The 23,333-nt window shown below is 67.4% G+C and carries 14 protein-coding genes; 9 read left to right on the top strand and 5 right to left on the bottom strand.

The window, feature by feature from the left end; all coding sequences use genetic code 11:
• Window positions 1-123 precede the first annotated feature (123 nt).
• A complete protein-coding gene (locus ACUTAF_RS12295) occupies window positions 124-9,090 on the top strand; it encodes a retention module-containing protein (RefSeq protein ID WP_445580226.1) in 8,967 nt (2,988 codons plus the stop codon).
• 69 nt (window positions 9,091-9,159) lie between these two features.
• Window positions 9,160-9,498, top strand: coding sequence for a tryptophan synthase subunit beta (locus tag ACUTAF_RS12300; protein WP_445580227.1), 339 nt, complete (start codon window positions 9,160-9,162; stop codon window positions 9,496-9,498).
• A 96-nt stretch (window positions 9,499-9,594) separates the two neighbouring features.
• On the opposite strand, the gene lapD is transcribed toward ACUTAF_RS12300, so the two are convergent.
• The 4 genes from lapD to ACUTAF_RS12320 form a co-directional block, all read right to left on the bottom strand.
• The gene (gene lapD, locus ACUTAF_RS12305) at window positions 9,595-11,529 is read right to left on the bottom strand and encodes a cyclic di-GMP receptor LapD (protein ID WP_445580228.1); all 1,935 of its coding nucleotides are present in this window, start codon (window positions 11,527-11,529) and stop codon (window positions 9,595-9,597) included.
• Window positions 11,530-11,551: 22 nt separating this feature from the next.
• Window positions 11,552-12,178, bottom strand: a complete 627-nt coding sequence (gene lapG / locus ACUTAF_RS12310) for a cysteine protease LapG (RefSeq protein ID WP_445580229.1) — start codon at window positions 12,176-12,178, stop codon at window positions 11,552-11,554.
• 329 nt (window positions 12,179-12,507) lie between these two features.
• A complete protein-coding gene (locus ACUTAF_RS12315; protein ID WP_445580230.1) occupies window positions 12,508-13,908 on the bottom strand; it encodes a sensor histidine kinase in 1,401 nt (466 codons plus the stop codon).
• Window positions 13,905-14,576 carry a response regulator gene (locus tag ACUTAF_RS12320; protein WP_445580231.1) on the bottom strand — a complete coding sequence of 224 codons (672 nt, stop codon included), beginning with the start codon at window positions 14,574-14,576 and terminating at the stop codon, window positions 13,905-13,907. Before ACUTAF_RS12320 ends, ACUTAF_RS12315 begins: the two co-directional genes overlap by 4 nt.
• A 262-nt stretch (window positions 14,577-14,838) precedes the next feature.
• Between ACUTAF_RS12320 and ACUTAF_RS12325 the strand changes: the two genes are divergently transcribed.
• The 5 genes from ACUTAF_RS12325 to ACUTAF_RS12345 all read left to right on the top strand — a co-directional run bounded on the left by ACUTAF_RS12325 (window position 14,839) and on the right by ACUTAF_RS12345 (window position 20,150).
• The gene (locus tag ACUTAF_RS12325) at window positions 14,839-16,104 is read left to right on the top strand and encodes an OprD family porin (protein ID WP_445580232.1); all 1,266 of its coding nucleotides are present in this window, start codon (window positions 14,839-14,841) and stop codon (window positions 16,102-16,104) included.
• Between the two features lie 30 nt (window positions 16,105-16,134).
• Complete coding sequence (locus ACUTAF_RS12330; RefSeq protein WP_445580233.1) at window positions 16,135-17,112, top strand: Bug family tripartite tricarboxylate transporter substrate binding protein; 978 nt, start codon at window positions 16,135-16,137, stop codon at window positions 17,110-17,112.
• 66 nt (window positions 17,113-17,178) lie between these two features.
• Window positions 17,179-17,622, top strand: a complete 444-nt coding sequence (locus ACUTAF_RS12335; protein WP_445580234.1) for a tripartite tricarboxylate transporter TctB family protein — start codon at window positions 17,179-17,181, stop codon at window positions 17,620-17,622.
• Window position 17,623: 1 nt separating this feature from the next.
• A complete protein-coding gene (locus ACUTAF_RS12340; protein ID WP_445580235.1) occupies window positions 17,624-19,144 on the top strand; it encodes a tripartite tricarboxylate transporter permease in 1,521 nt (506 codons plus the stop codon).
• The gene (locus ACUTAF_RS12345; RefSeq protein WP_445580236.1) at window positions 19,128-20,150 is read left to right on the top strand and encodes an AbrB family transcriptional regulator; all 1,023 of its coding nucleotides are present in this window, start codon (window positions 19,128-19,130) and stop codon (window positions 20,148-20,150) included. Before ACUTAF_RS12340 ends, ACUTAF_RS12345 begins: the two co-directional genes overlap by 17 nt.
• A 112-nt stretch (window positions 20,151-20,262) precedes the next feature.
• Here ACUTAF_RS12345 and ACUTAF_RS12350 read toward each other — a convergent pair whose 3' ends face one another.
• On the bottom strand, window positions 20,263-21,144 hold the full coding sequence (locus tag ACUTAF_RS12350) for a pseudouridine synthase (protein ID WP_445580237.1): 882 nt from the start codon (window positions 21,142-21,144) through the stop codon (window positions 20,263-20,265).
• Window positions 21,145-21,273: 129 nt separating this feature from the next.
• Here ACUTAF_RS12350 and ACUTAF_RS12355 point away from each other — a divergent pair, with 129 nt between their 5' ends.
• Together ACUTAF_RS12355 and gap are read left to right on the top strand one after the other, a co-directional pair.
• Window positions 21,274-21,945 carry a COG3650 family protein gene (locus ACUTAF_RS12355; RefSeq protein ID WP_445580238.1) on the top strand — a complete coding sequence of 224 codons (672 nt, stop codon included), beginning with the start codon at window positions 21,274-21,276 and terminating at the stop codon, window positions 21,943-21,945.
• Between the two features lie 293 nt (window positions 21,946-22,238).
• Complete coding sequence (gene gap, locus ACUTAF_RS12360) at window positions 22,239-23,246, top strand: type I glyceraldehyde-3-phosphate dehydrogenase (protein ID WP_445580239.1); 1,008 nt, start codon at window positions 22,239-22,241, stop codon at window positions 23,244-23,246.
• The last annotated feature ends 87 nt before the right edge of the window (window positions 23,247-23,333 follow it).

The raw sequence follows: 23,333 nt of genomic DNA on the forward strand, positions 1-23,333 counted from the left end.
AATTCCATATAGAGATAAGCCAGGTTATTGACGCCATTAAATCGCCACCGGTTGCTTTCGTCCGCGACCGTGGCGCTATTCCCAAAGGATCACACTGCGCCGCCGTGCGCCCGGAGCTTAGGCATGAGCAATTTCGTCGCTATCGTGAAGAGCCTTGTTGGTCAGGTGTTCGCCGTTTCCCTAGAGGGTTTCAAGCGCCAGGTTTTCGAAGGTGATCGTCTGCTCCAGGGCGAACAGCTACTGACCGAGTCGGGCGCTGCGGCAACCCTGGAGCTGGCCAACGGCGAGTTGCTCGACGTAGGAGCGAACGGCACCTGGCAAGCCGCCTCCAGCGAAACCGCCGAACCCGCGGCGAACGAGCCGGCTTCGGAGCTGGAACAGGCCATCGCCGCCGGCTTCGACCCGACCGCAGAGCTCGAGCCCACCGCGGCGGGTCCTGGTGCGACCGGCGGTTCCGGCGGCGCAGCGGGTGGCGGCCACAGCTTCGTGCTGCTGGATGAAACGGGCGGGCAGTTGGATCCGACGGTGGGGTTCGAGACCGAAGGCCTGAACCTGACGACCGAGACGCAAGACGATGACCTCGGCGCTGCCGAGCAGAACGACGACGTCTCGATCGACCAACCGGTGAACAACGCCCCCAATGCGCAAGACGATGAGTTCAACCTCGATGAAGATGGCAGCATCCGTATCGACGTACTGAACAACGATAGCGATCCCGATGGCGATACCCTGAGCATCACCCGGATTGATGGCCAAGCCATCAGCGAAGGTTCTTCGGTCAAGGTCGGCAATGGCAGCGTCACCCTGAGCGATGGCCAACTGCTATTCACCCCTGACGCCAACTTCAACGGCCAGGTGAATTTTTCTTACACCATCAGCGATGGTGCATCCAGCAGCACGGCCACGGTCAGCATAACCGTCAATCCGGCCGCCGACCTCAGCGCCGCCGACGACAGCAACAGCGGCGCCGAAGACAGCGTGATCAGCGGCAGCGTCGCCGGCAACGACAGCACCACCTCCGGCGGCAGCCTGAGCTTCGCCCTCGCCAGCGGCGTCAGCCACGGCAGCCTGGTGTTCAACGCCGACGGCAGCTACGACTACACCCCGGACGCCAACTTCAATGGCGCCGACAGCTTCACCTACACCGTCACCGACGCCGCCTCCGGCGAGTCCCTGACCCAGACCGTGAACCTCACCGTCAATCCGGCCGCCGACCTCAGCGCCGCCGACGACAGCAACAGCGGCGCCGAAGACACGGTGATCAGCGGCAGCGTCGCCGGTAACGACAGCACCACCTCCGGCGGCACCCTGAGCTTCGCCCTCGCCACCGGCGTCAGCCACGGCAGCCTGGTGTTCAACGCCGACGGCAGCTACGACTACACCCCGGACGCCAACTTCAATGGCGCCGACAGCTTCACCTACACCGTCACCGACGCCGCCTCCGGCGAGTCCCTGACCCAGACCGTGAACCTCACCGTCAATCCGGCCGCCGACCTCAGCGCCGCCGACGACAGCAACAGCGGCGCCGAAGACACGGTGATCAGCGGCAGCGTCGCCGGCAACGACAGCACCACATCCGGCGGCAGCCTGAGCTTCGCCCTCGCCACCGGCGTCAGCCACGGCAGCCTGGTGTTCAACGCCGACGGCAGCTACGACTACACCCCGGACGCCAACTTCAATGGCGCCGACAGCTTCACCTACACCGTCACCGACGCCGCCTCCGGCGAGTCCCTGACCCAGACCGTGAACCTCACCGTCAATCCGGCCGCCGACCTCAGCGCCGCCGACGACAGCAACAGCGGCGCCGAAGACACGGTGATCAGCGGCAGCGTCGCCGGCAACGACAGCACCACATCCGGCGGCAGCCTGAGCTTCGCCCTCGCCACCGGCGTCAGCCACGGCAGCCTGGTGTTCAACGCCGACGGCAGCTACGACTACACCCCGGACGCCAACTTCAATGGCGCCGACAGCTTCACCTACACCGTCACCGACGCCGCCTCCGGCGAGTCCCTGACCCAGACCGTGAACCTCACCGTCAATCCGGCCGCCGACCTCAGCGCCGCCGACGACAGCAACAGCGGCGCCGAAGACACGGTGATCAGCGGCAGCGTCGCCGGTAACGACAGCACCACCTCCGGCGGCACCCTGAGCTTCGCCCTCGCCACCGGCGTCAGCCACGGCAGCCTGGTGTTCAACGCCGACGGCAGCTACGACTACACCCCGGACGCCAACTTCAATGGCGCCGACAGCTTCACCTACACCGTCACCGACGCCGCCTCCGGCGAGTCCCTGACCCAGACCGTGAACCTCACCGTCAATCCGGCCGCCGACCTCAGCGCCGCCGACGACAGCAACAGCGGCGCCGAAGACACGGTGATCAGCGGCAGCGTCGCCGGCAACGACAGCACCACATCCGGCGGCAGCCTGAGCTTCGCCCTCGCCACCGGCGTCAGCCACGGCAGCCTGGTGTTCAACGCCGACGGCAGCTACGACTACACCCCGGACGCCAACTTCAATGGCGCCGACAGCTTCACCTACACCGTCACCGACGCCGCCTCCGGCGAGTCCCTGACCCAGACCGTGAACCTCACCGTCAATCCGGCCGCCGACCTCAGCGCCGCCGACGACAGCAACAGCGGCGCCGAAGACACGGTGATCAGCGGCAGCGTCGCCGGCAACGACAGCACCACATCCGGCGGCAGCCTGAGCTTCGCCCTCGCCACCGGCGTCAGCCACGGCAGCCTGGTGTTCAACGCCGACGGCAGCTACGACTACACCCCGGACGCCAACTTCAATGGCGCCGACAGCTTCACCTACACCGTCACCGACGCCGCCTCCGGCGAGTCCCTGACCCAGACCGTGAACCTCACCGTCAATCCGGCCGCCGACCTCAGCGCCGCCGACGACAGCAACAGCGGCGCCGAAGACAGCGTGATCAGCGGCAGCGTCGCCGGCAACGACAGCACCACCTCCGGCGGCAGCCTGAGCTTCGCCCTCGCCACCGGCGTCAGCCACGGCAGCCTGGTGTTCAACGCCGACGGCAGCTACGACTACACCCCGGACGCCAACTTCAATGGCGCCGACAGCTTCACCTACACCGTCACCGACGCCGCCTCCGGCGAGTCCCTGACCCAGACCGTGAACCTCACCGTCAATCCGGCCGCCGACCTCAGCGCCGCCGACGACAGCAACAGCGGCGCCGAAGACACGGTGATCAGCGGCAGCGTCGCCGGCAACGACAGCACCACCTCCGGCGGCAGCCTGAGCTTCGCCCTCGCCAGCGGCGTCAGCCACGGCAGCCTGGTGTTCAACGCCGACGGCAGCTACGACTACACCCCGGATGCCAACTTCAATGGCGCCGACAGCTTCACCTACACCGTCACCGACGCCGCCTCCGGCGAGTCCCTGACCCAGACCGTGAACCTCACCGTCAATCCGGCCGCCGACCTCAGCGCCGCCGACGACAGCAACAGCGGCGCCGAAGACAGCGTGATCAGCGGCAGCGTCGCCGGCAACGACAGCACCACCTCCGGCGGCAGCCTGAGCTTCGCCCTCGCCAGCGGCGTCAGCCACGGCAGCCTGGTGTTCAACGCCGACGGCAGCTACGACTACACCCCGGACGCCAACTTCAATGGCGCCGACAGCTTCACCTACACCGTCACCGACGCCGCCTCCGGCGAGTCCCTGACCCAGACCGTGAACCTCACCGTCAATCCGGCCGCCGACCTCAGCGCCGCCGACGACAGCAACAGCGGCGCCGAAGACACGGTGATCAGCGGCAGCGTCGCCGGCAACGACAGCACCACATCCGGCGGCAGCCTGAGCTTCGCCCTCGCCACCGGCGTCAGCCACGGCAGCCTGGTGTTCAACGCCGACGGCAGCTACGACTACACCCCGGACGCCAACTTCAACGGCGCCGACAGCTTCACCTACACCGTCACCGACGCCGCCTCCGGCGAGTCCCTGACCCAGACCGTGAACCTCACCGTCAATCCGGCCGCCGACCTCAGCGCCGCCGACGACAGCAACAGCGGCGCCGAAGACAGCGTGATCAGCGGCAGCGTCGCCGGCAACGACAGCACCACCTCCGGCGGCACCCTGAGCTTCGCCCTCGCCAGCGGCGTCAGTCACGGCAGCCTGGTGTTCAACGCCGACGGCAGCTACGACTACACCCCGGACGCCAACTTCAACGGCGCCGACAGCTTCACCTACACCGTCACCGACGCCGCCTCCGGCGAGTCCCTGACCCAGACCGTGAACCTCACCGTCAATCCGGCCGCCGACCTCAGCGCCGCCGACGACAGCAACAGCGGCGCCGAAGACACGGTGATCAGCGGCAGCGTCGCCGGCAACGACAGCACCACATCCGGCGGCACCCTGAGCTTCGCCCTCGCCACCGGCGTCAGCCACGGCAGCCTGGTGTTCAACGCCGACGGCAGCTACGACTACACCCCGGACGCCAACTTCAATGGCGCCGACAGCTTCACCTACACCGTCACCGACGCCGCCTCCGGCGAGTCCCTGACCCAGACCGTGAACCTCACCGTCAATCCGGCCGCCGACCTCAGCGCCGCCGACGACAGCAACAGCGGCGCCGAAGACACGGTGATCAGCGGCAGCGTCGCCGGCAACGACAGCACCACCTCCGGCGGCAGCCTGAGCTTCGCCCTCGCCACCGGCGTCAGCCACGGCAGCCTGGTGTTCAACGCCGACGGCAGCTACGACTACACCCCGGACGCCAACTTCAATGGCGCCGACAGCTTCACCTACACCGTCACCGACGCCGCCTCCGGCGAGTCCCTGACCCAGACCGTGAACCTCACCGTCAATCCGGCCGCCGACCTCAGCGCCGCCGACGACAGCAACAGCGGCGCCGAAGACACGGTGATCAGCGGCAGCGTCGCCGGTAACGACAGCACCACATCCGGCGGCACCCTGAGCTTCGCCCTCGCCACCGGCGTCAGCCACGGCAGCCTGGTGTTCAACGCCGACGGCAGCTACGACTACACCCCGGACGCCAACTTCAATGGCGCCGACAGCTTCACCTACACCGTCACCGACGCCGCCTCCGGCGAGTCCCTGACCCAGACCGTGAACCTCACCGTCAATCCGGCCGCCGACCTCAGCGCCGCCGACGACAGCAACAGCGGCGCCGAAGACAGCGTGATCAGCGGCAGCGTCGCCGGCAACGACAGCACCACCTCCGGCGGCAGCCTGAGCTTCGCCCTCGCCAGCGGCGTCAGCCACGGCAGCCTGGTGTTCAACGCCGACGGCAGCTACGACTACACCCCGGATGCCAACTTCAATGGCGCCGACAGCTTCACCTACACCGTCACCGACGCCGCCTCAGGCGAGTCCCTGACCCAGACCGTGAACCTCACCGTCAATCCGGCCAACGATGCACCGCTGGCCGTCAATGACGGCCCGGTCGTCGTCACTGAAGACACCCCGGCCAGCGGCAACGTCATAGGCAACGACAGTGATCCGGAAAACGATGCCCTGGGCGTCACCCAGTTCACCGTCGCCGGTGACGCCACCGTCTATGCCGCCGGCAGCACTGCCACCATCGCCGGTGTCGGCAGCCTGGTGATCAACGCCAACGGCAGCTTCATCTTCACCCCGACCGCCAACTACACCGGCCCGGTACCGACCGCTACCTACACCCTCAGCGATGGCGACCTCACCGACACCGCCGAACTCAACTTCACCGACGTCAGCCCGGTCAACGATGCTCCCACCGGCACCGACAACACCATCATCCTCAACGAGGACAGCAGCCACAGCTTCAGCGCCGCCGACTTCGGTTTCGTCGACGTCGACGCCGGCGATAGCCTGCAGGCCGTGCGCATCGACAGTCTGCCAAGTGCGGGCTCGCTGCAGCTGAATGGCGCCTCGGTGAGCAGCGGTCAGGTCATTACCCTGGCCGAACTCAACAGCCTGACCTTCACCCCTGCCCATGACGCCAGTGGCGACAGCTATGCCAGCCTGAGCTTCTCCGTGAGTGACCAGTCCGGTCAGTTCGCCACTGCACCCAGTACGCTTACTTTCGATGTCACCCCGGTTGCCGATGCGCCGGTCGTTACCATCGAGATCGGCGCAGCCAGCACCAGCGTCACCACCATCACCAGCGCGAACGCGGCGGCCAGCGGACAAGGTTTCGCCGTCCAGGCCTTCAATCCCGATGGCAGCACCGGGGTGATTTCCAGCAACGGCAGCCCCGTGGGTTTCGGCGTCGTCGGTGGGGCTTCCGGTGCCGACACCGAGCTTGGCTATTCGGGCGGCCAATCGGAGCGCCTGGTGGTCACCTTCGATGCGCCGGTAGCGAGCGCGACCGTCAGTTTCGCCTGGCTGCACACTGGCGAGCGAGCGACCTACACCCTGTACGACAGCGCCGGCAACATGATCGGCAGCAACACGCTCGCCGGGATCACCGACGCCGTCGATCCGGCCATCACCCTGACCAGTAGCACCGGTGCCGCGATCAGCCGCATCGAGTTCACCGCGCCGCGGGACGGCGATGACTACCTGATCAACTCGATCGAGTTCGCCTCCACCACCAGCTATCCGCTCACCATCACGGCAACGCCGACCGACATCGATTACTCCGAGTCCATTGCCAGCGTCACGGTCGCAGTCCCCGCCGGCGCCACCCTGTCCGCCGGGTCGGCCAATGGCGACGGCACCTGGACGCTGCCCCTGAGCAATGCGGGCAGCTATGCGGTGGTGGTGGATCCGACCACCCAAGCGGTGAGCATCAGCGGTCTGACCATGACGCTCCCGGGCAGCCCGGTTGGCAGCCTGAGCGTCACCGTGATCGCGACGGCTCAAGATGGCACCGATACGGAATCCAGCTCCGCCACCATCACCATTGGCGACACCGCTGCACCCGAAACCGCTGACGTCGCCGTGGTTGCCAATGAGGACTCCGGCCCCGTCACCATTACGCTGAACGCGACCGACGCGGCCAGCAGCATCGCCAACTTCACCATCACCAGCCTGCCGACGAACGGCACACTGAGCTACAACGGTCAGGCGGTCCTGGTCGGTCAGGCCATTCCCGCCATCGGCAACCAGGCCAGCCTGAGCTTCACCCCGAATGTCGACTGGAACGGCAGCACCGACTTCCAGTACCGCGCCAGCGATGTGGCCGGCAATGTGGACCAAACACCGGCCACCGTTTCCATCCTGATCAACCCGGTCAACGATGCACCGGTCAACCAACTGCCAGCCAACTACACCACCAACGAGGATACCCCGCTCAAACTGAGCGGCCTGTCGGTCAGCGACGTGGACGTCGCCAGCGGCCTCGTCTCGATTACCCTGGCGGTTGCCAGCGGTACGCTGAGCGCGGCCGATGCCGGCGGCGTCACGGTGACCGGCTCGGGCAGCGCCAGCCTGGTGCTGAGCGGAACGCTGGCCGCTATCAACGCCTACCTGGCCGATGCAGGCAGCCAGCCGGTCTATACCCCGGTCGCCGATGCCAGCGGGAACGTCACCCTGACCATGACCAGCAATGATCTGGGCAACATGGGTGCCGGTGGTGCCTTGAGCGATACCGACATTAGTAATATCCACATTGCGCCAGTAGCGGATGCGGTACCGGCAAGCGATGTATCCCTTTTGATAGGCAGCCCCTCGATCAGCAGCCTGACCACTTCCAACGGCCCAACGCTGCTGCATGGCAAGTCAGAGGTAGTGCTCGACAATGGCATAGTTGTAAAAGCCAGCAGCGGAGTATTTAACTGGTCAGGCGGCAACAACCTAGGGGTGAACGCCGATGATGCGACGGGCACTGCAAGCCAAAGGATCGGAGATGATGAAGCCATCACCTTCGACTTCCCGGCTGGCATGCAGTACATGGCGCTCAATCTTAAAAACTCCGCAGACGATACTGTGCAGATCAGCAGCACCCTGGAAGCGGAAGATCTTGCTGGAAAGGCCTCACTCAATGGCTCCATCCTGAGTACGGCCAGTAGCCAGCCGGACTACAGCACGGCATTGAAGATCACGCTGAATTTGGAAGTCAGTAATGTCGTCAATGGCGTCACTGAAACGACTTCCATTTCCCGGATTGCTGACGTCAACGCCAACGGTACATGGTCTGTAAACCTGGCCGGCATCAGTGGCACCATCACCCAGGCGACCCTGGTTTCTCTGATTGATGGTGCATTGCTCAGCCAGGGTGGCACCGACTCTGTGCGATATAAGCTTGATTCCGACATGAGCAGCTTGGCCATCGGCCTTGGTGCTGCCAGCGCGTTCCCCACGGGCAATGGGGCACCTAAAGCCAACAATGGTTTCCAAATCGAGTTCATCGATTTCTCAACCAACGTTGACGGTTCGACTAACTACACCTATCCGATCGACGTCTACGCTCTGGTCCAGGACCAAGTGGGCACCGCCGAAACCTTCACCGGCCTGACCCTCAGCGACCTGCTGGACGGCGCGACCATCAGCGTGGCCCACGCCGACGGCAGCTACCAGGAGATCGCACCCGACGCCCAGGGGGTGTACGACTTGAGCGCCCATACCGACCTACTGACCAGCCCGACCACCACCTCGGGCACCGACAAGATCTACCTGATCAGCGATGGCCCCCTCCCCGACGGCTATGCCCCGACGCTCGCCATCCAGGTCAGCGACGGCGGCCAGAGCAGCGCCTGGACCATCCTCGGCGGCTCGGAAGGTTCGATCCTCAGCGGCGACGTCGGCAACGACATCCTGATCGGCGGCGAGGGTGACGACATCCTCTTCGGCGGGGCAGGCGCCGACACCTTCACCTGGAAGGCGGGCGACACCGGTCACGACACGATCACCGACTTCAATGTCGCGGAGGGCGACCGCATCGACCTGCGCGACCTGCTGGTCGGTGAAACCGATGGCAACATCGACAACTACCTGCAGCTAGCCACCAGCGCGGAGGGGACCTCGACCCTGCTGATCAGCAGCACCGGGCACCTCAACGACGTCGGCGGCGCGACGGCCAATGCCGATACCAGCATCGAGCTGACGGGAGTGAATCTCTCCTCCAGCAGCATCAGCTCGCTGATCGCCGGTGCCGATCCGACCATCAAGATCGATCACGCCTGATGGTGTCCCCCCGCTATCCTCAGGTAGCGGGGGTTCGTTGCGACAGTCTGCTAGGGCAAGGAGTGGTCGATGTTGTATGTGAGACGTGACACCTGGGGCAACCTGCAGCAGGTCGAGGCGGCGCCGTTCGACGGTATGGACGGCGAAATCTCCGCCGACAGCCAGGAGGCTCAGGCCTGGTATGCCAACCAGAGCGTGGAAAACAGCCTGCTGCAGTTGAAGCAGAGCGACCTGGACATGATCCGGGTGCTGGAGGACCTGATCGCCGTGCTGATCCGCAAGGGTGTGGTGCGCATCACCGACCTGCCCGAGGCCGCGCAGGCCAAGCTGGTCGGCCGCAGCAAGGCGCGCGACGCGCTCGGCGGGCTGCAACGCCTGATCAACGACGACGAACCTGGCCTGATCTAGGCACTCCCCTGCTCCGGAGGCCATCCGGGAACATTCATTGCTCCAGCCACCGCGGCCCGAATCTCCTCGGGGCCGCGGCGTTTGGCCGCCATTACTTCAGCGCCAGGGTGCCGGTTCGCCGAACAGCCGCCCCTGTACCGCAGCCAAGCCCATCTCGCGCAGCACCCGCCATTCGCCCTCGGTCTCGACCCGTTCGGCGATCAATGGCAGGTCGATGCTGTTGGCCGCCCGCTGCATGGCCTCGATGAACAGACGCTTGTCGTTCTCCTGGTCGATGGCGCGGATATAGCTGCCGTCCACCTTCAGGTAGCTCAGGCCGAGCCTGGCCAGGTTGCCGATCATGCTGAAGCGCCCACCGAAATGCTGCAGGCCCAGACCGAAACCCAGTCCGTGCAGACGTTGGGTCAGAGCTTCGAGGACGACCGGCTCGGGTAGCTGGTCCTCGTCCAGTTCCAGGGTCAGGCGCCCGCCCAGAGGCGCATGCTGGCGCAGCCGCTCGTAGAGCGCGGCCAATGCCTGCGGGTCGCGCAAGGTCGAGCCGGACAGGCTCAGCGCCATGGCTTCGGCGTGCGTCTGCATGTGCGCCAGCAGCCGGTCGAGCATTGCCAGGTCCAGCCGCGCGCTCCAGCCGAAGCGCTCCAGCCAGGGCAGGAAGCGCCCCGCGGGGAGCAGCTCGCCCCGCTCGTCGAGCAGGCGCGCGAGGACCTTGTGATGCAGCACGCGGGTGGGCTGCGCCGCGTCGACCACGGGCTGGAAGAACAGCTCGAAACGACCCTGCTCGAGCGCCCGATCGAGCAGGCCGTACCAGCTCTGCTGCTCGTCGACGGCCGGCGCCTGTCGTTCGTGCTCGCTGCTCGCCCAGTTCTGCTGACCCTGGCTGCCGGCCTGCGCCAGGGCGGCGTCCAGTGCCCGATACAGGTCGGCCGGTTCGTCGCCCGGGGCGAAAGCGCTCAGGCCGATATGGGCGACCGGCAGGCAGTCGCTGGCGCCGGTCTGCTGCAGGCGGGCCAGGGCCTGATCCAGATCCGTGGCCAGCTGCTCGGCCTCGGTGCGCTGCAGGCCGGCGGCGAGGACGGCGAACTCGCCGCCGCGGTTGCGCGCCGCGAGAAAGCGCCCCTCGCCGAACTGGTGCAGCAACTCGGCCACCGCCACCAGCAACTGGTCGGTGTACTGCCCGCCCCGGCGCTGGTTGAGACCGGCCAGGTCGTTGACCCGCACCAGCAGCAGGTAGCCGCTGCAGGCCTGTTCCTCGACGCTCAGCCGGGCGTGCAGTTGCAGGTCGAAGTAGCGGCGGTTGGCCAGGCCCGTCAGGCTGTCCTGGTAGGCCTCGGCACGCAGCTTCTCGCTGCGCGCGGCTTCCTCGGCGAACAGCGCCTTGAGCTTCTCCACCATCTGGTTCATGGCATTGATCACCCGGCGGAACTCCGGGGTCCTGGGCAGCTCCGGCAGGCTGAGGAACTCGCGGCGGGCGATGGCGTTGGACTGCTCGACCATGTAATCCAGCGGGCGCAACTGGCGCTTGAGCAGCAGCACGCCGAGGAAGATGCAGAACACCCCGCTCAGCGCCAGCCAGGCCAGGATGCCGAGGGCGCTCTGCCACAGCTTGCCGACCGCGAACAGCGGATGGCTGACCACCTCGACCCGCGCGGCCTGGCGCCAGCCATCGCTGACGATGGCATCGCCGCTGGCCGGGGCCAGGTCGACCAGCTCGACGAACCATTGCGGCGCCTCGCCACTGACCGGCACGCCGCTGCGCTCGACCAGCACCGCGTCGCTGGCCGGATCGAGCACGCGGATGCTCTCGAAGTAGCCGCTGTCGAAGATCGAGCTGACCATCAGCTCGACCATCGCCAGGTCCTCGACATGCGGGCTCAGCGACAGGCCCAGCGCGGTCGCGGCATCCTGGGCGTGGGCACGCAGCTGGTTGACCTGCTGCTCGCGCGAACTCTCCACGCTGACCAGGAAGCTGCCGGCGAAACTCACCAGCATCAGCGCGCAGATGGCGATGAACAGCTGCTTGAACAATGACATCAACGACTCCTTCCGGCCCGTATCAGGGAAATCCCTCGGCCCGCATCTTCTTCAACAGATCCTGCCAGCGCGACAGGCGCTTGGCGTCCCCGACTTGCTTGCCGCCGCCGCTGCCGGGCAGCCATAGTCCCTCGGCGTTGAACGCGTAGACCGGCACCAGGTCGGTGCGGCGATTGGCCGGCTCGATGGCGTCGATCAGGTTATCCAGCACCAGCGGCGTCGCCGTGGGCTGCGCGTAGTAGGTCAGCACCATATGCGCCTGGTTCAGGCGCACCGCCTTGACGTAGGTGATGCGCAGCTTCTCGCTGGGCACGCCGAGCTGGCGCAGGCTGAAGTACTTGGCGATGGCGAAGTCCTCGCAATCGCCGGCGCCACGGTGCAGCGCCTCGACCGGGGTCGCCCAGTAATCGGCGACCCGCCACAGCTCGATGTCGTCGCGAAAGCGAAGGCGCAGGTTGAAGAAGCGATTGACCGCCTTGAGCTGCTCGGCCTCGTCGGCCCCGACCTGCTCCTGCAGCAGGCGCTGCCAGTCGCCGAGTCGCGCGCTGCCTTCGCGCGATGGCCCGTACAACTGCTCGGCGCGCTGGCCGATGCGCTGGAAATCCCAGTCGGCCGACAGCACGCCGGCGCCCAGCAGGATCGCCAACACCCCCGTCCACAGCCGTGGCCGGCACCACGCAAACTGTACTTCGCTCCGGCCTATGCGCACCCTGAAGGATTCCCTAGATCCACCCGGCGGCCATGGTGCAAGGCACGCGGAGAAAACTCAATCGCAAAATGCCAGCACGACACCCCGTACGCCGCTTCGCCGGCCGCGGTTGTTGCTATTTGCAGCAGTGCGTAGGGTGGATCACGCGTTATCGATCCACCGTTGCGGCGGATATAGCCGGCAACCTGAACCGCGCTCCTGCCGTGGAAAAAAAGGCAATGGCGCGGCCTCCGCGCCCCCCTCCTACATGTTGCTGGTGCCGATGGTCCCTAACGGGGCTCCTGCTGCTCGGGCGCAAACTCCACCCGCACCCGCAAGCCGTGCGGCGCGACCTGATGCAGGCTGATCTGCGCCTGGTGCGCGCGACAGATCTCGCCGACTATGGCCAGCCCCAGCCCGGCGCCGCCGCCCTGCGCGCTGCGCCGGTAGAAGCGCTCGAAGACCTTCTGGTGCTCGTCCTCGGGAATCCCCGGGCCGTCGTCCTCCACCTCCAGCACCGCCGGTGCCTGCACCCGCAGGGTCAGGTTGCCGCCGGCCGGGGTATGTGCCAGGGCGTTGTCGATCAGGTTGCTCAGCAGCTCGTTGAGCAGGGTCGGCTCGCCGTCGATCCACACCGGCTGCTCGGCCTCCAGCGCCAGGGCGACGCCGCGGGCATGGGCCAGCGGCGCCATCGCCAGGCCTAGCTCGCGCGCCAGCTGACTGAGGTCGATGCGCTGCGCGCCGCCTTCGGTGATCGCCCGCGCGCCGCTCTCGATACGCGCCAGCGACAGCAGCTGGTTGGCCAACTGGGTCAGCCGATCGCTGTGCTGCGCCGCCTGCTCCAGGGTGCTGCGCCACTCCTGCGGCTGCTCGGCGCGCCGGCCCAGTTCGATCCGCGCCTTGAGCGCCGCCAGCGGCGTGCGCAGCTCGTGGGCGGCGTCGGCGATGAACTGCGACTGACGTTCGAACAACCCGCGCAGGCGCTCGTTGAACTGATTGAGCGCCTCCACCAGCGGCAGCACCTCGCGCGGCAGGCCGGCGTCCGGCAGCGGTTGCAGATCGTCGCTGGCGCGGTCGGCAACCGCCTTGCGCAGCGTCTCCAGCGGACGCAGGGCCAGGCTCACCGCCAGCCATACCAGCAGCAGCGCGCTGACCGACAGCAGCCCCATGCGCCACAGGGTGCCGACCAGTAGTTCGCGGGCCATGCGCTCGCGTGCGCCGCGGGTCTCGGCCACGCGGATCTCGGCCACGCCGTTGAGCAACGGCTCGCTGACCGGCTGCAGCAGGCTGACCACGCGTACGTCCTGGCCGCGGAACTCGGCATCGTAGAACCGAGCCAGGGCCGGATAGTCGTCGGTTCGCGGCGTGCCGAGCGGCGCTCGCGGCAGGTCCTCGTAACCCGACACCGACTGGCCATCCGGCGCCAGCACCTGGTAGTAGATGCGTCCGGCGCTGTCGTAGGCGAAGGTGTCCAGCGCCACGTAGGGCACGTTGGCGCGCAGCGTGCCGTCCTCGGCGTACAGGCCGTCGGCCACCGCCCGTGCCGAGGCCAGCAGGGTGCGATCGTAGGCGGTATCGGCGGCGCGGCGCGCACTCCAGTAGGCGCTCAGACTGCTCAGCAGCAGGATCAGCGCCAGCAGCACGGCCAGGCGCCGCAGCAGGCGGCCACGCAGGCTGGCGCTGCGGCTCATGCCTCGATCGCCTCCAGCAGGTAGCCGAGGCCGCGGAAGGTGACGATACGCACCGCGCTGCCCTCGAGCTTCTTGCGCAGGCGGTGGACGTAGATCTCGATGGCGTCGGCGCTGGCCTCCTCGTCCAGGCCGAACACCTGGGCGGCCAGCTGTTCCTTGCTCATCACCCGCCCCGGCCTGGCGATCATCGACTCCAGCACCGCCTGCTCGCGGGCAGTCAGGGCAAGCGCCTCGCCGTCCAGGCTGAAGCGCCGCGCGCCGAGGTCGTAAACCAGCGTGCCGCAGCGCTGCAACTGCTCGCCGCCGAGCACGCTGCGGCGCAGCAGGGCCTTGACCCGCGCCTCCAGCTCGGAGAGTTCGAAGGGTTTGGCCAGGTAGTCGTCGGCGCCGAGGTTGAGGCCGTGCACGCGGTCCCTGACCTCGCCACGGGCGGTCAGCATCAGCACCGGCAGGCGCTGGCCGCGGTCGCGCAGGCGTGCCAGCACGGCGAAGCCGTCGAGCCTGGGCAGGCCGATATCGAGGATCGCCAGGGCGTAGTCCTCGCTGGCCAGCGCCAGGTCGGCGGCCACCCCGTCGTGCAGCACGTCCACCGTCCAGCCGGCGCCCTTGAGCGCCTGGGCCACGCTTTCCGCCAATTGCGGATGGTCTTCGACCAGCAGAATCCGCACCGCCACCTCCGCCTGCAGCATCGTTCGAGGCGCGCAGTGTAGCGCCGTTGCGGCTGCTGTGAATTGCCGAAATGCCAGCAGGAGGCCCGCCTGCGGACCGTCGCAGGCGACGTCATAAAACGCTCCAGGCGTTTTTTTCAGTGCTGAAAGCCTGGCGAAAGCTTGCGTGCCTAGCATCGCCTTCATGGTGGCTCGATCCACCTGACCGAGCGGCCCCGCAGTGGTGCAGGGCCGCGACAAAAACAAGAACGGAGACCACGAGATGCTCGCTGCCTCACGCCAGGCGCTGCCGCCTGTCCGCCTGCTCTGCCTGGCCATCGCCGCTGCCGGCGCCGCCCCCCTCGCCAACGCCGCCTTCATCGAAGACAGCAAGGCCACTCTGACCGCCACCAACATCTACCTCAACCGCGACTTCCGTGAAGGCGATGGCCAGAACAAGCGCGAAGAATGGGGCCAGGGTTTCTGGCTCGATGTGCAGTCCGGCTATACCGAGGGCACCGTCGGCTTCGGCCTCGATGCCCTCGGCGTGCTCGGCGTCAAGCTCGACTCGGGCGGCGGCCGCACCGGCACCGACCTGCTGCCGGTGCAGGACGACGGTGGCACCCCGGACGAGTTCGGCCGTCTGGGCCTGACCGCCAAGGTCAAGATCTCCGAAACCGAGTTGCGCTACGGCTCGCACGTGCCGGAGCTGCCGGTGGTCAAGGCCAGCGACAGCCGCCTGCTGCCGCAGGTGTTCGAAGGCGGCCTGCTGACCTCCGCCGAACTGGACGGTCTGACCTTTACCGGCGGCCGCCTGGACAAGGTGATCGACCGCGCCTCGACCAACTCCGAGGACCTGGTGCTCAACAGCAAGAACCGCCGCTTCGCCGGTGGCGTGAGCGCCGACCACCTGGACCTCGCCGGTCTGGACTATCAGTTCAACGACAACCTCAAGGGCCGTTACTTTTTCGCCGATCTGGACGACGTCTACCGCCAGCACTTCTTCAACCTGCTGAGCAGCCACAAGGTCGGCGCCGGCACCCTGAGCGGCGACGTGCGCCTGATGCTGAGCGACGACAGCGGCGCCGCCAACGCTGGCAAGATCGACAACCGCGCCTTCAACGCCATGCTCAGCTACGGTCTCGGCGCGCACAAGTTCGGCCTGGGTTTCCAGGACATGAGCGGCGATACCGGCTATGCCTATATCGACGGCAGCGATCCCTACCTGGTCAACTTCGTGCAGATCAACGACTTCGCCAATGCCGACGAACGCTCCTGGCAGGCGCGCTACGACTACAACTTCGCCAGCCTCGGCGTTCCCGGCCTGACCTTCATGACCCGCTACATCCGCGGCGACGATGCGCGCATCGCCGGCAGCGACGAGCGTGGCGGCGAATGGGAACGCGATATCGAGCTCAAGTACGTGGTGCAGACCGGCCCGCTGAAAGACCTCTACGTGCGCCTGCGCAATGCCAGCTTCCGTTCCGACTTCGCCCGCGACGCGGACGAGAACCGCATCATCGTCGGCTACAGCCTGCCGATCTGGTAACCCACAACAAGATCAACGAGGAACACGCTCATGAAAACTGCCCTGACCCGTGCCGCCCTGGCGGTCTCCTGCCTGGCCTTCGCCGGCCAGCTGCTCGCCGCCGAACCCAAGCGCCCCGAATGCATCGCCCCGGCCAAGCCCGGCGGCGGTTTCGATTTGACCTGCAAGCTGGCGCAGAGCGGCCTGAAGGACACCGGTCTGCTCAAGGCGCCGATGCGCGTCACCTACATGCCCGGCGGCGTCGGCGCCGTGGCCTACAACGCAGTGGTCGCCCAGCGCGCCAAGGACCCGGGCACCATCACCGCCTTCTCCTCGGGCTCGCTGCTCAACCTGGCCCAGGGCAAGTTCGGTCGCTACGACGAGAACGCCGTGCGCTGGCTGGCGGCGATCGGCACCGACTACGGCGCCATCACCGTGCGCGACGACGCCCCGTGGCAGAACCTGGGCGAGCTGGTCGAGACCCTGAAGAAAGACCCGGCCAGCGTGGTGTTCGGCGCCGGCGCCACCATCGGCGGCCAGGACTGGATGCAGACCGCGCTGATCGCCCGCGCCGCCGGCATCGATCCGAAGACCCTGCGCTACGTGGCCTTCGAAGGCGGCGGCGAGACCCTCACCGCCATGCTCGGCGGCCACGTCCAGGTGACCTCCAGCGGCCTCGGCGAGGTCACCCCGCAGCTGGCCGCCGGCAAGGTGCGCATCCTCGCCGTGCTGTCCGACGAGCGTCTGCCGGGCAAGCTGGCCGACATCCCCACCGCCAAGGAACAGGGTTTCGACATCAGCTGGCCGGTGATCCGCGGCTTCTACATGGGCCCCAAGGTCAGCGACGAGGACTACAACTGGTGGAAGGGCCAGTTCGAGCAGATGCTCGCCCGCGACGACTTCGCTGCCCTGCGTGAGCAGCGCGACCTGTTCCCGCTGTCGCTGACCGGCGACGAGCTCAACGCCTTCGTGCTCAAGCAGGTGCAGGAGTACAAGGCGCTGGCCGGCGAGTTCGGCCTGGTTCAGTAATCCGCTTGCGCAAACCGCGCCCGACTCCCCGGCTCCGGGAGTCGGTGCGCTGCCGAGGTAACCCTTATGTACGTCCGTCTGTTCTCCGCGATCTGGCTGCTGCTGTGCGCCTGGCTCGCCGTCATCGCCTGGGGCTTCCAGGCACCCTTCGCCTACGACCCGGTCGGCCCGCGCGCCTACCCCCTGCTGCTGCTGGCCCTGATGGGCGCCGGCAGCCTGTGGCTGATCATCAAGCCGGGCATGCTCGAGCAACGCCTGAACATGCCTGCGGCCCTGCGCAGCGGCCTCTGCGTGCTGGCCCTGCTGGCCTACGCGCTGACCTTCGAGCCGCTCGGCTTCGTCATCAGCACCGCCCTGGCGACCTTCGTCCTCGGCCTGCTGTTCACCGGTCGTCCCGTGCCCTGCGCCATCAGCGCCGTGCTGATGGGCGTGCTGCTGTACGTACTGTTCGACCTGCTGCTGGACGTGCCCCTGCCGCTCGGTCTGCTTGAAGCCTTCGTGGAGAGCTGAAATGGAAACCCTTAACTTCCTCATGCAGGGCTTCGACGTCGCCACCCGTCCGAGCAACCTGTTGGTGGCGCTGTTCGGCGCCTTCGTCGGCACTATCGTCGGCCTGCTGCCGGGCCTCGGCCCGATCAACGGCGTGGCCCTGCTGTTGCCGCTGGCGTTCGCCCTCGGCCTGCCGCCGGAAACCGCGCTGATTCTGCTCGCCGCGGTTTACCTCGGCTGCGAGTACGGCGGACGCATCTCTGCCATCCTGCTCAACGTGCCGGGCGACGCCGCGGCCATCATGACCACCCTCGACGGCTACCCGCTGGCTCGTCAGGGCAAGGCCGGCATCGCCCTGTCGCTGTCCGCGGTGAGCTCCTTCATCGGCAGCATCATCGCCACCTGCGGCGTGGTGCTGTTCGCGCCGCTGCTGGCGAAATGGGCGGTGGCCTTCGGCCCTGCGGAATATTTCGTGCTGATGGTGTTCGCCATCGCCTGCCTCGGCGGCATGGTCGGCGACAAGCCGGTCAAGACCCTGATGGCAGCGCTGATCGGCCTGGCCCTGGCCACGGTCGGGGTGGACTCCACCACCGGCGTGTACCGTTTCACCTTCGACAGCGTCAGCCTGTCCGACGGTATCCAGTTCGTCATCGTGGTGATCGGCTTCTTCAGCGTCAGCGAGATCCTGCTGATGCTGGAGAAGACCCACGGCGGGCAAAAGGCGGTGAAGGCAAGCGGGCGCCTGCTGTTCAACTTCAAGGAGTTCTGCCTGAGCTTCTGGACCATGATCCGCAGCGCCCTGGCCGGCTTCGTCATCGGCACCCTGCCCGGCGCCGGGGCGACCATCGCCAGCGCCATGACCTACATGACCGAGAAACGCCTGGCCGGGGCCAAGGGCCGCTTCGGCGACGGCGACCTGCGCGGCCTGGCCGCCCCGGAAGCGGCCAACAACGCCTCGGCCTGCGGCTCCCTGATCCCCATGCTGACCCTCGGCGTGCCGGGTTCGGGCACCACCGCGGTGATGATCGGCGCCCTGACCCTGTACAACATCACCCCCGGCCCGCTGCTGTTCGAGCAGCAGCCCGACGTGGTCTGGGGCCTGATCGCCTCGCTGTTCATCGGCAACGTCATCCTGCTGGTGATGAACATCCCGATGGTCGGCCTGTTCTCGCGCATGCTCAGCGTGCCGAACTGGGTGCTGGTGCCGGCGATCACCGTGGTCAGCATGGTCGGCGTCTACGCCGTGCACAGCACCACCTTCGACCTGGTGCTGATGATCGTCCTCGGCGTGTTCGGCTACATCCTGCGCAAGCTGGACTTCCCGCTGTCGGCGCTGATCCTGGGTTTCGTCCTCGGCGAGTTGATGGAAGACAACCTGCGCCGCGCGCTGTCGATCTCCGCCGGCGAGCTGGGCATCCTCTGGGGCAGCCCGATCACCCTGGTGCTGTGGGCGCTGGTGGCGCTGATGCTGGCCCTGCCCGGCATCCGCTGGATGCGCCGGCGCAAGCAGCTCAAGGCACAGGCCGATGCCGCTACCGCGTGACCTGTGGGTGACGCCGCTGGCCGGTGCGGCCGGCGGCTACCTGGCCAGCCTCGCCGGCTGGCCTTTGCCGTGGATGGTCGGCTCGCTGCTGGCGGTGATCGTCCTGCGCTGCGTCAGCAACCGCGCCTTCGGCGAGCTGCCGGGCGGACGCAAGACCGGTCAGTGGCTGGTGGCCAGCGGCATCGGCCTGCACTTCACCAGCGAGGTGCTGGAGCAGGTCGTCAGCCACCTGCCGATCGTGGTCATGGGCGCCTTCGGCACCCTGCTGCTGAGCCTGATCGGCATCGCCATCCTGCGCCGCGCCGGCGTCGACCGCGCTACCGCCTTCTTCGCCAGCATGCCCGGCGGCGCCAGCGAGATGGTCAACCTGGCGCTGCGCCACGACGCCCAGCCGGCGCGCGTGGCCGCCGCGCACAGCCTGCGCCTGCTGCTGGTGGTGCTGCTGATTCCGGCGCTGTTCACCTGGAGCCTGCCCGCCGTCAGCGCCCCGCCCGCGTTGCCGGTGGACTGGTTCTGGCTGCTCGCTCTGCTGGCCGCCGGTGCCGTGCTGGCGACACTGTGGGCGCGTCTGAAACAGCCCAACCCCTGGATGCTCGGCCCGCTGACCGCCTGTGCGGTAGCCAGCGCCGGCTTCGATCTGCATCTGGGCCTGCCGCCGGGCCTCGGCCAGTTCGGCCAGTGGCTGATCGGCAGCGCCCTGGGCTGCCACTTCGACCGCCTGTTCTTTCGCAGCGCGCCGGGCTTTCTCGCCCGCGTGCTGGCCTTCACCCTGCTGGCCATGCTTGCCGCAGCCCTGCTCGGCGAAGCGCTCGGCTGGCTGGCCGGCGAGGATCGCCTGTCGCTGATGCTGGGCATGATGCCCGGCGGCATCACCGAACTGTGCCTGACCGCCGAGGCGCTGCAGCTGTCGGTGGCGCTGGTCACCGCCCTGCAGGTGCTGCGGCTGTTTCTGGTGATGTTTCTCGCCGAACCCTTATTCAAGCTCTGGTGCAAGAGCCACGCTTAGCCCGCCTCGTGCGGGCTTTTTTTATGACCTGCTGTGGGAGGCGCTTTAGCGGTGAACAAGCTCGCGGCTGAAGCCCCTCCCACAGCCGTAGGGTGCGCCGTGCGCACCAGGGTTACCACTGCAACTGCAGTTCGCTGGCGAATTCGCGCAGCTGGCCGCTGACTGGATCGACGAAGCGCAGGCCGCGCGCCAGCAGCTTGAGCGGCCTGGCGTAATCGTCCGGCTGGCCGCGGCTGTCGTGCAGCTCGGGATAGAAATCGTCGCCGACGATCGGCGCGCCGAGCCCGGCCAGGTGCACGCGCAGCTGGTGCTTGCGCCCGCTCACTGGCGCCAGGCCGTAGCGCCACAGCTCGCCGCGGCGCTCCAGCACCTCGATACGGGTCTCGCTGTTGGCCTCGCCCGCCACTTCCTGCATGCGAAAGAACGGCTCGCCCTCTACCATGCGCGAGCGATGCACATGGGGAAACTGCAGCTGCGGCAAGGCCGGGGCGATGGCTTCGTAGCGCTTTTCCACCGCGCGCTGGCGAAACAGCGCCTGGTACTGGCCGCGGCTGCTCGGCTCGACCGAGAACAGCACGAGGCCTGCGGTCAGCCGGTCGATACGGTGGATCGGCACCAAGTCGGGATTGCCGGTGCTGCGCACCAGGCGCGCCAGCAGCGTCTGCTCGACGTACTCGCCGGCCGGCATCACCGGCAGGAAATGCGGCTTGTCCGCCACCAGCAGGTGCGCGCCCTGCCAGAGCACGCGCGCCTCGAAGGGAATCGGCGTCTCATCCGCCACCTCGCGGAAGTAGCGCACCTTGAGTCCGACCCGATAGGGATGTTCGGGACCCAGCGGCGCGCCTACCGCATCCAGCACGCGGCCGCGGGCCATGCGCTGCAGCCAGGTGGCGCGGTCGATGGCGGGAAAGTGCGCGCACAGACAGTCGAGCACCGTCGCCCAGTCGCCCCGGGGCAGGTGCAGGGTGCTGGGGCGCATGGCGGGACTGGACATGGCAGAACGAACTCGGAGCAACGGCTGATCCGGCGCATTAGGCCGCAGGCCGCGCGCGACGTCAAAAGCAAACGGCTTGAGCCGGCGCACGCCTGTGGCTAAGGTGGCGTCTTCCGTCTGGAGACCGCAATGTCCATCGCCCGCACCCTGCTCGCCAGCTTCGCCCTGCTACCCCTGCTCACCGCCTGCCAGGTCTACACCGGCAAGCCCGAGGGCCCGCCGCCGGCCACGCGCCTGCAGGGCCAGCTGCAGGCTCAGGGCGGCCAGCTGTTCTTCACTCCCTGCCAGGAGCAGCGCCGCTTCACCCTGGTCGACAGCGGCAACAGCGGCGTCATCCGCGAAGCCGCCGAGTTGCTGGCCGACGGCCAGGCTACGCTGTTCGCCGACCTCGCCGGCCGGTTGGGCGGCAGCCAGGGCAACGCCAGCGACGGTCGTTTCGAGGTCAGCCAGCTGTACCGCGTGCAGGGCGAAGGCCATGGCTGCGACGACCTCAACTTCAAGCGCCTGACCCTGCGCGCCAGCGGCAGCGAGCCGTTCTGGCAGGTGGAGGTCGGCAGCAAGGGCCTGGTACTCAATCGCCCTGGCGAACAGCCGCTGGCCCTGCCCTATCTGGAAGAGCAGTTGCCGGAAGGCCGCCTGAACTTCAGCAGCGAGGCCAACGACCGCCGCCTGGAGCTGTGGGTGGCGCCGCAGCGCTGCGTCGACGGCATGAGCGGCGCGGTCAGCCACCTCAGTGCCGAATTACGCCTGGACGGCCAGGTGCAGCGCGGCTGCGCCCACTTCGGCGGCGCGCGCAACTGAACCCCTGCCCGTAGGAGCCGGCTTGCCGGCGATCCCTGGCTGGTCATCGCCGGCAACGCCTGCAAGCGACCCTGAGCGTCGGCGGCAACATGGCCGCCCCTTCGGGCCGTCGCAAGCAACGTCAAAAACTTCTCCCGGAAGTTTTTTGTCACCTGCCATCCCTGGCGGTGCCCCTTTGGGCCGTCGCAAGCAACGTCAAAAATCACTCCCGGTGATTTTTTGCCACAGTCCTGCGCGGCAGGCTCGCCAACTGGCTCCTAAGCTGCACAGAGCACAGCCGAGAGGAGAGCGCCATGCTACGAGTAGCGCTGAATGGATACGGGCGCATCGGCCGCGCGCTGGTGCGCGCCCTGGTGCAACGCGATCTGCAGCAACGCATCCGCCTGATCGCCATCAACGACCTTGGCGAGCACGCTACCCTCGCCCACCTGACCCGCTTCGATTCGACCTTCGGCCGCTTCCCCGGCGAGGTCGGACTGCAGGGTGACCAGTTGCACCTGGCCGGCCAGTCGATCCACCTGCTGCGCGAACGCGAGGCCATCAACCTGCCGTGGAACCGCCTCGGCGTCGACCTGGTGCTGGAGTGCTCGGGCAGGTTCAAAAAGCGCGCCCAGGTCGAACAGCACCTGACCGCCGGCGCCCAGCGCGTGCTGCTCTCGCACCCGCTGGAAAGCGCCGACCTGACCGTGGTCTATGGCGTCAATCACGAGTCGCTGGGAACGCAGCAGATCGTCTCCAACGCCTCCTGCACCACCAACTGCCTGGCGCCGCTGGCCAAGGTGCTGCACCAGGCCGTGGGCATCCGCCAGGGCCTGATCAACACCGTGCACGCCTACACCAACGACCAGAACCTGCTGGACAAGGCTCATGACGATCTCTACCGCGCCCGCGCCGCGGCGCTGTCGATGATCCCCACCAGCACCGGCGCGGCGAAGACCATCGGCCTGGTGCTGCCGGAGCTGGCCGGGCGCCTGGACGGCCTGTCGGTGCGAGTGCCGACGCCCAACGTGTCGCTGCTCGACCTGACCTTCAGCGCAGAACGTCCGACCAGCCGCGAAGCGATCAACGCCGCCCTGCAGGCCGGGGCGGCGACGCTCCCGGCCGGGGTGATGGAGTGCAATGCACTGCCGCTGGTGTCCAGCGACTTCAACGGCTACCCGCTGTCCTGCGTGGTCGACCTCAACCACACCCGGGTGCAGGGCGAGCTGGTCAAGGTGCTGGCCTGGTACGACAACGAATGGGCCTTCGCCAACCGCATGCTCGACGTGCTGCTGGCCTGGCCGTTGCCGCAGGCCGGTTGAGGCCGCAACGACGGATCGCCCGCAAGCGGGCTCCTACGGATGTGTGGGGCCATTCGCAGGTATAATCGCCGCCCTTCTTCACCTTGC

The sequence above is a fragment of the Pseudomonas sp. SP16.1 genome, from assembly GCF_052682975.1.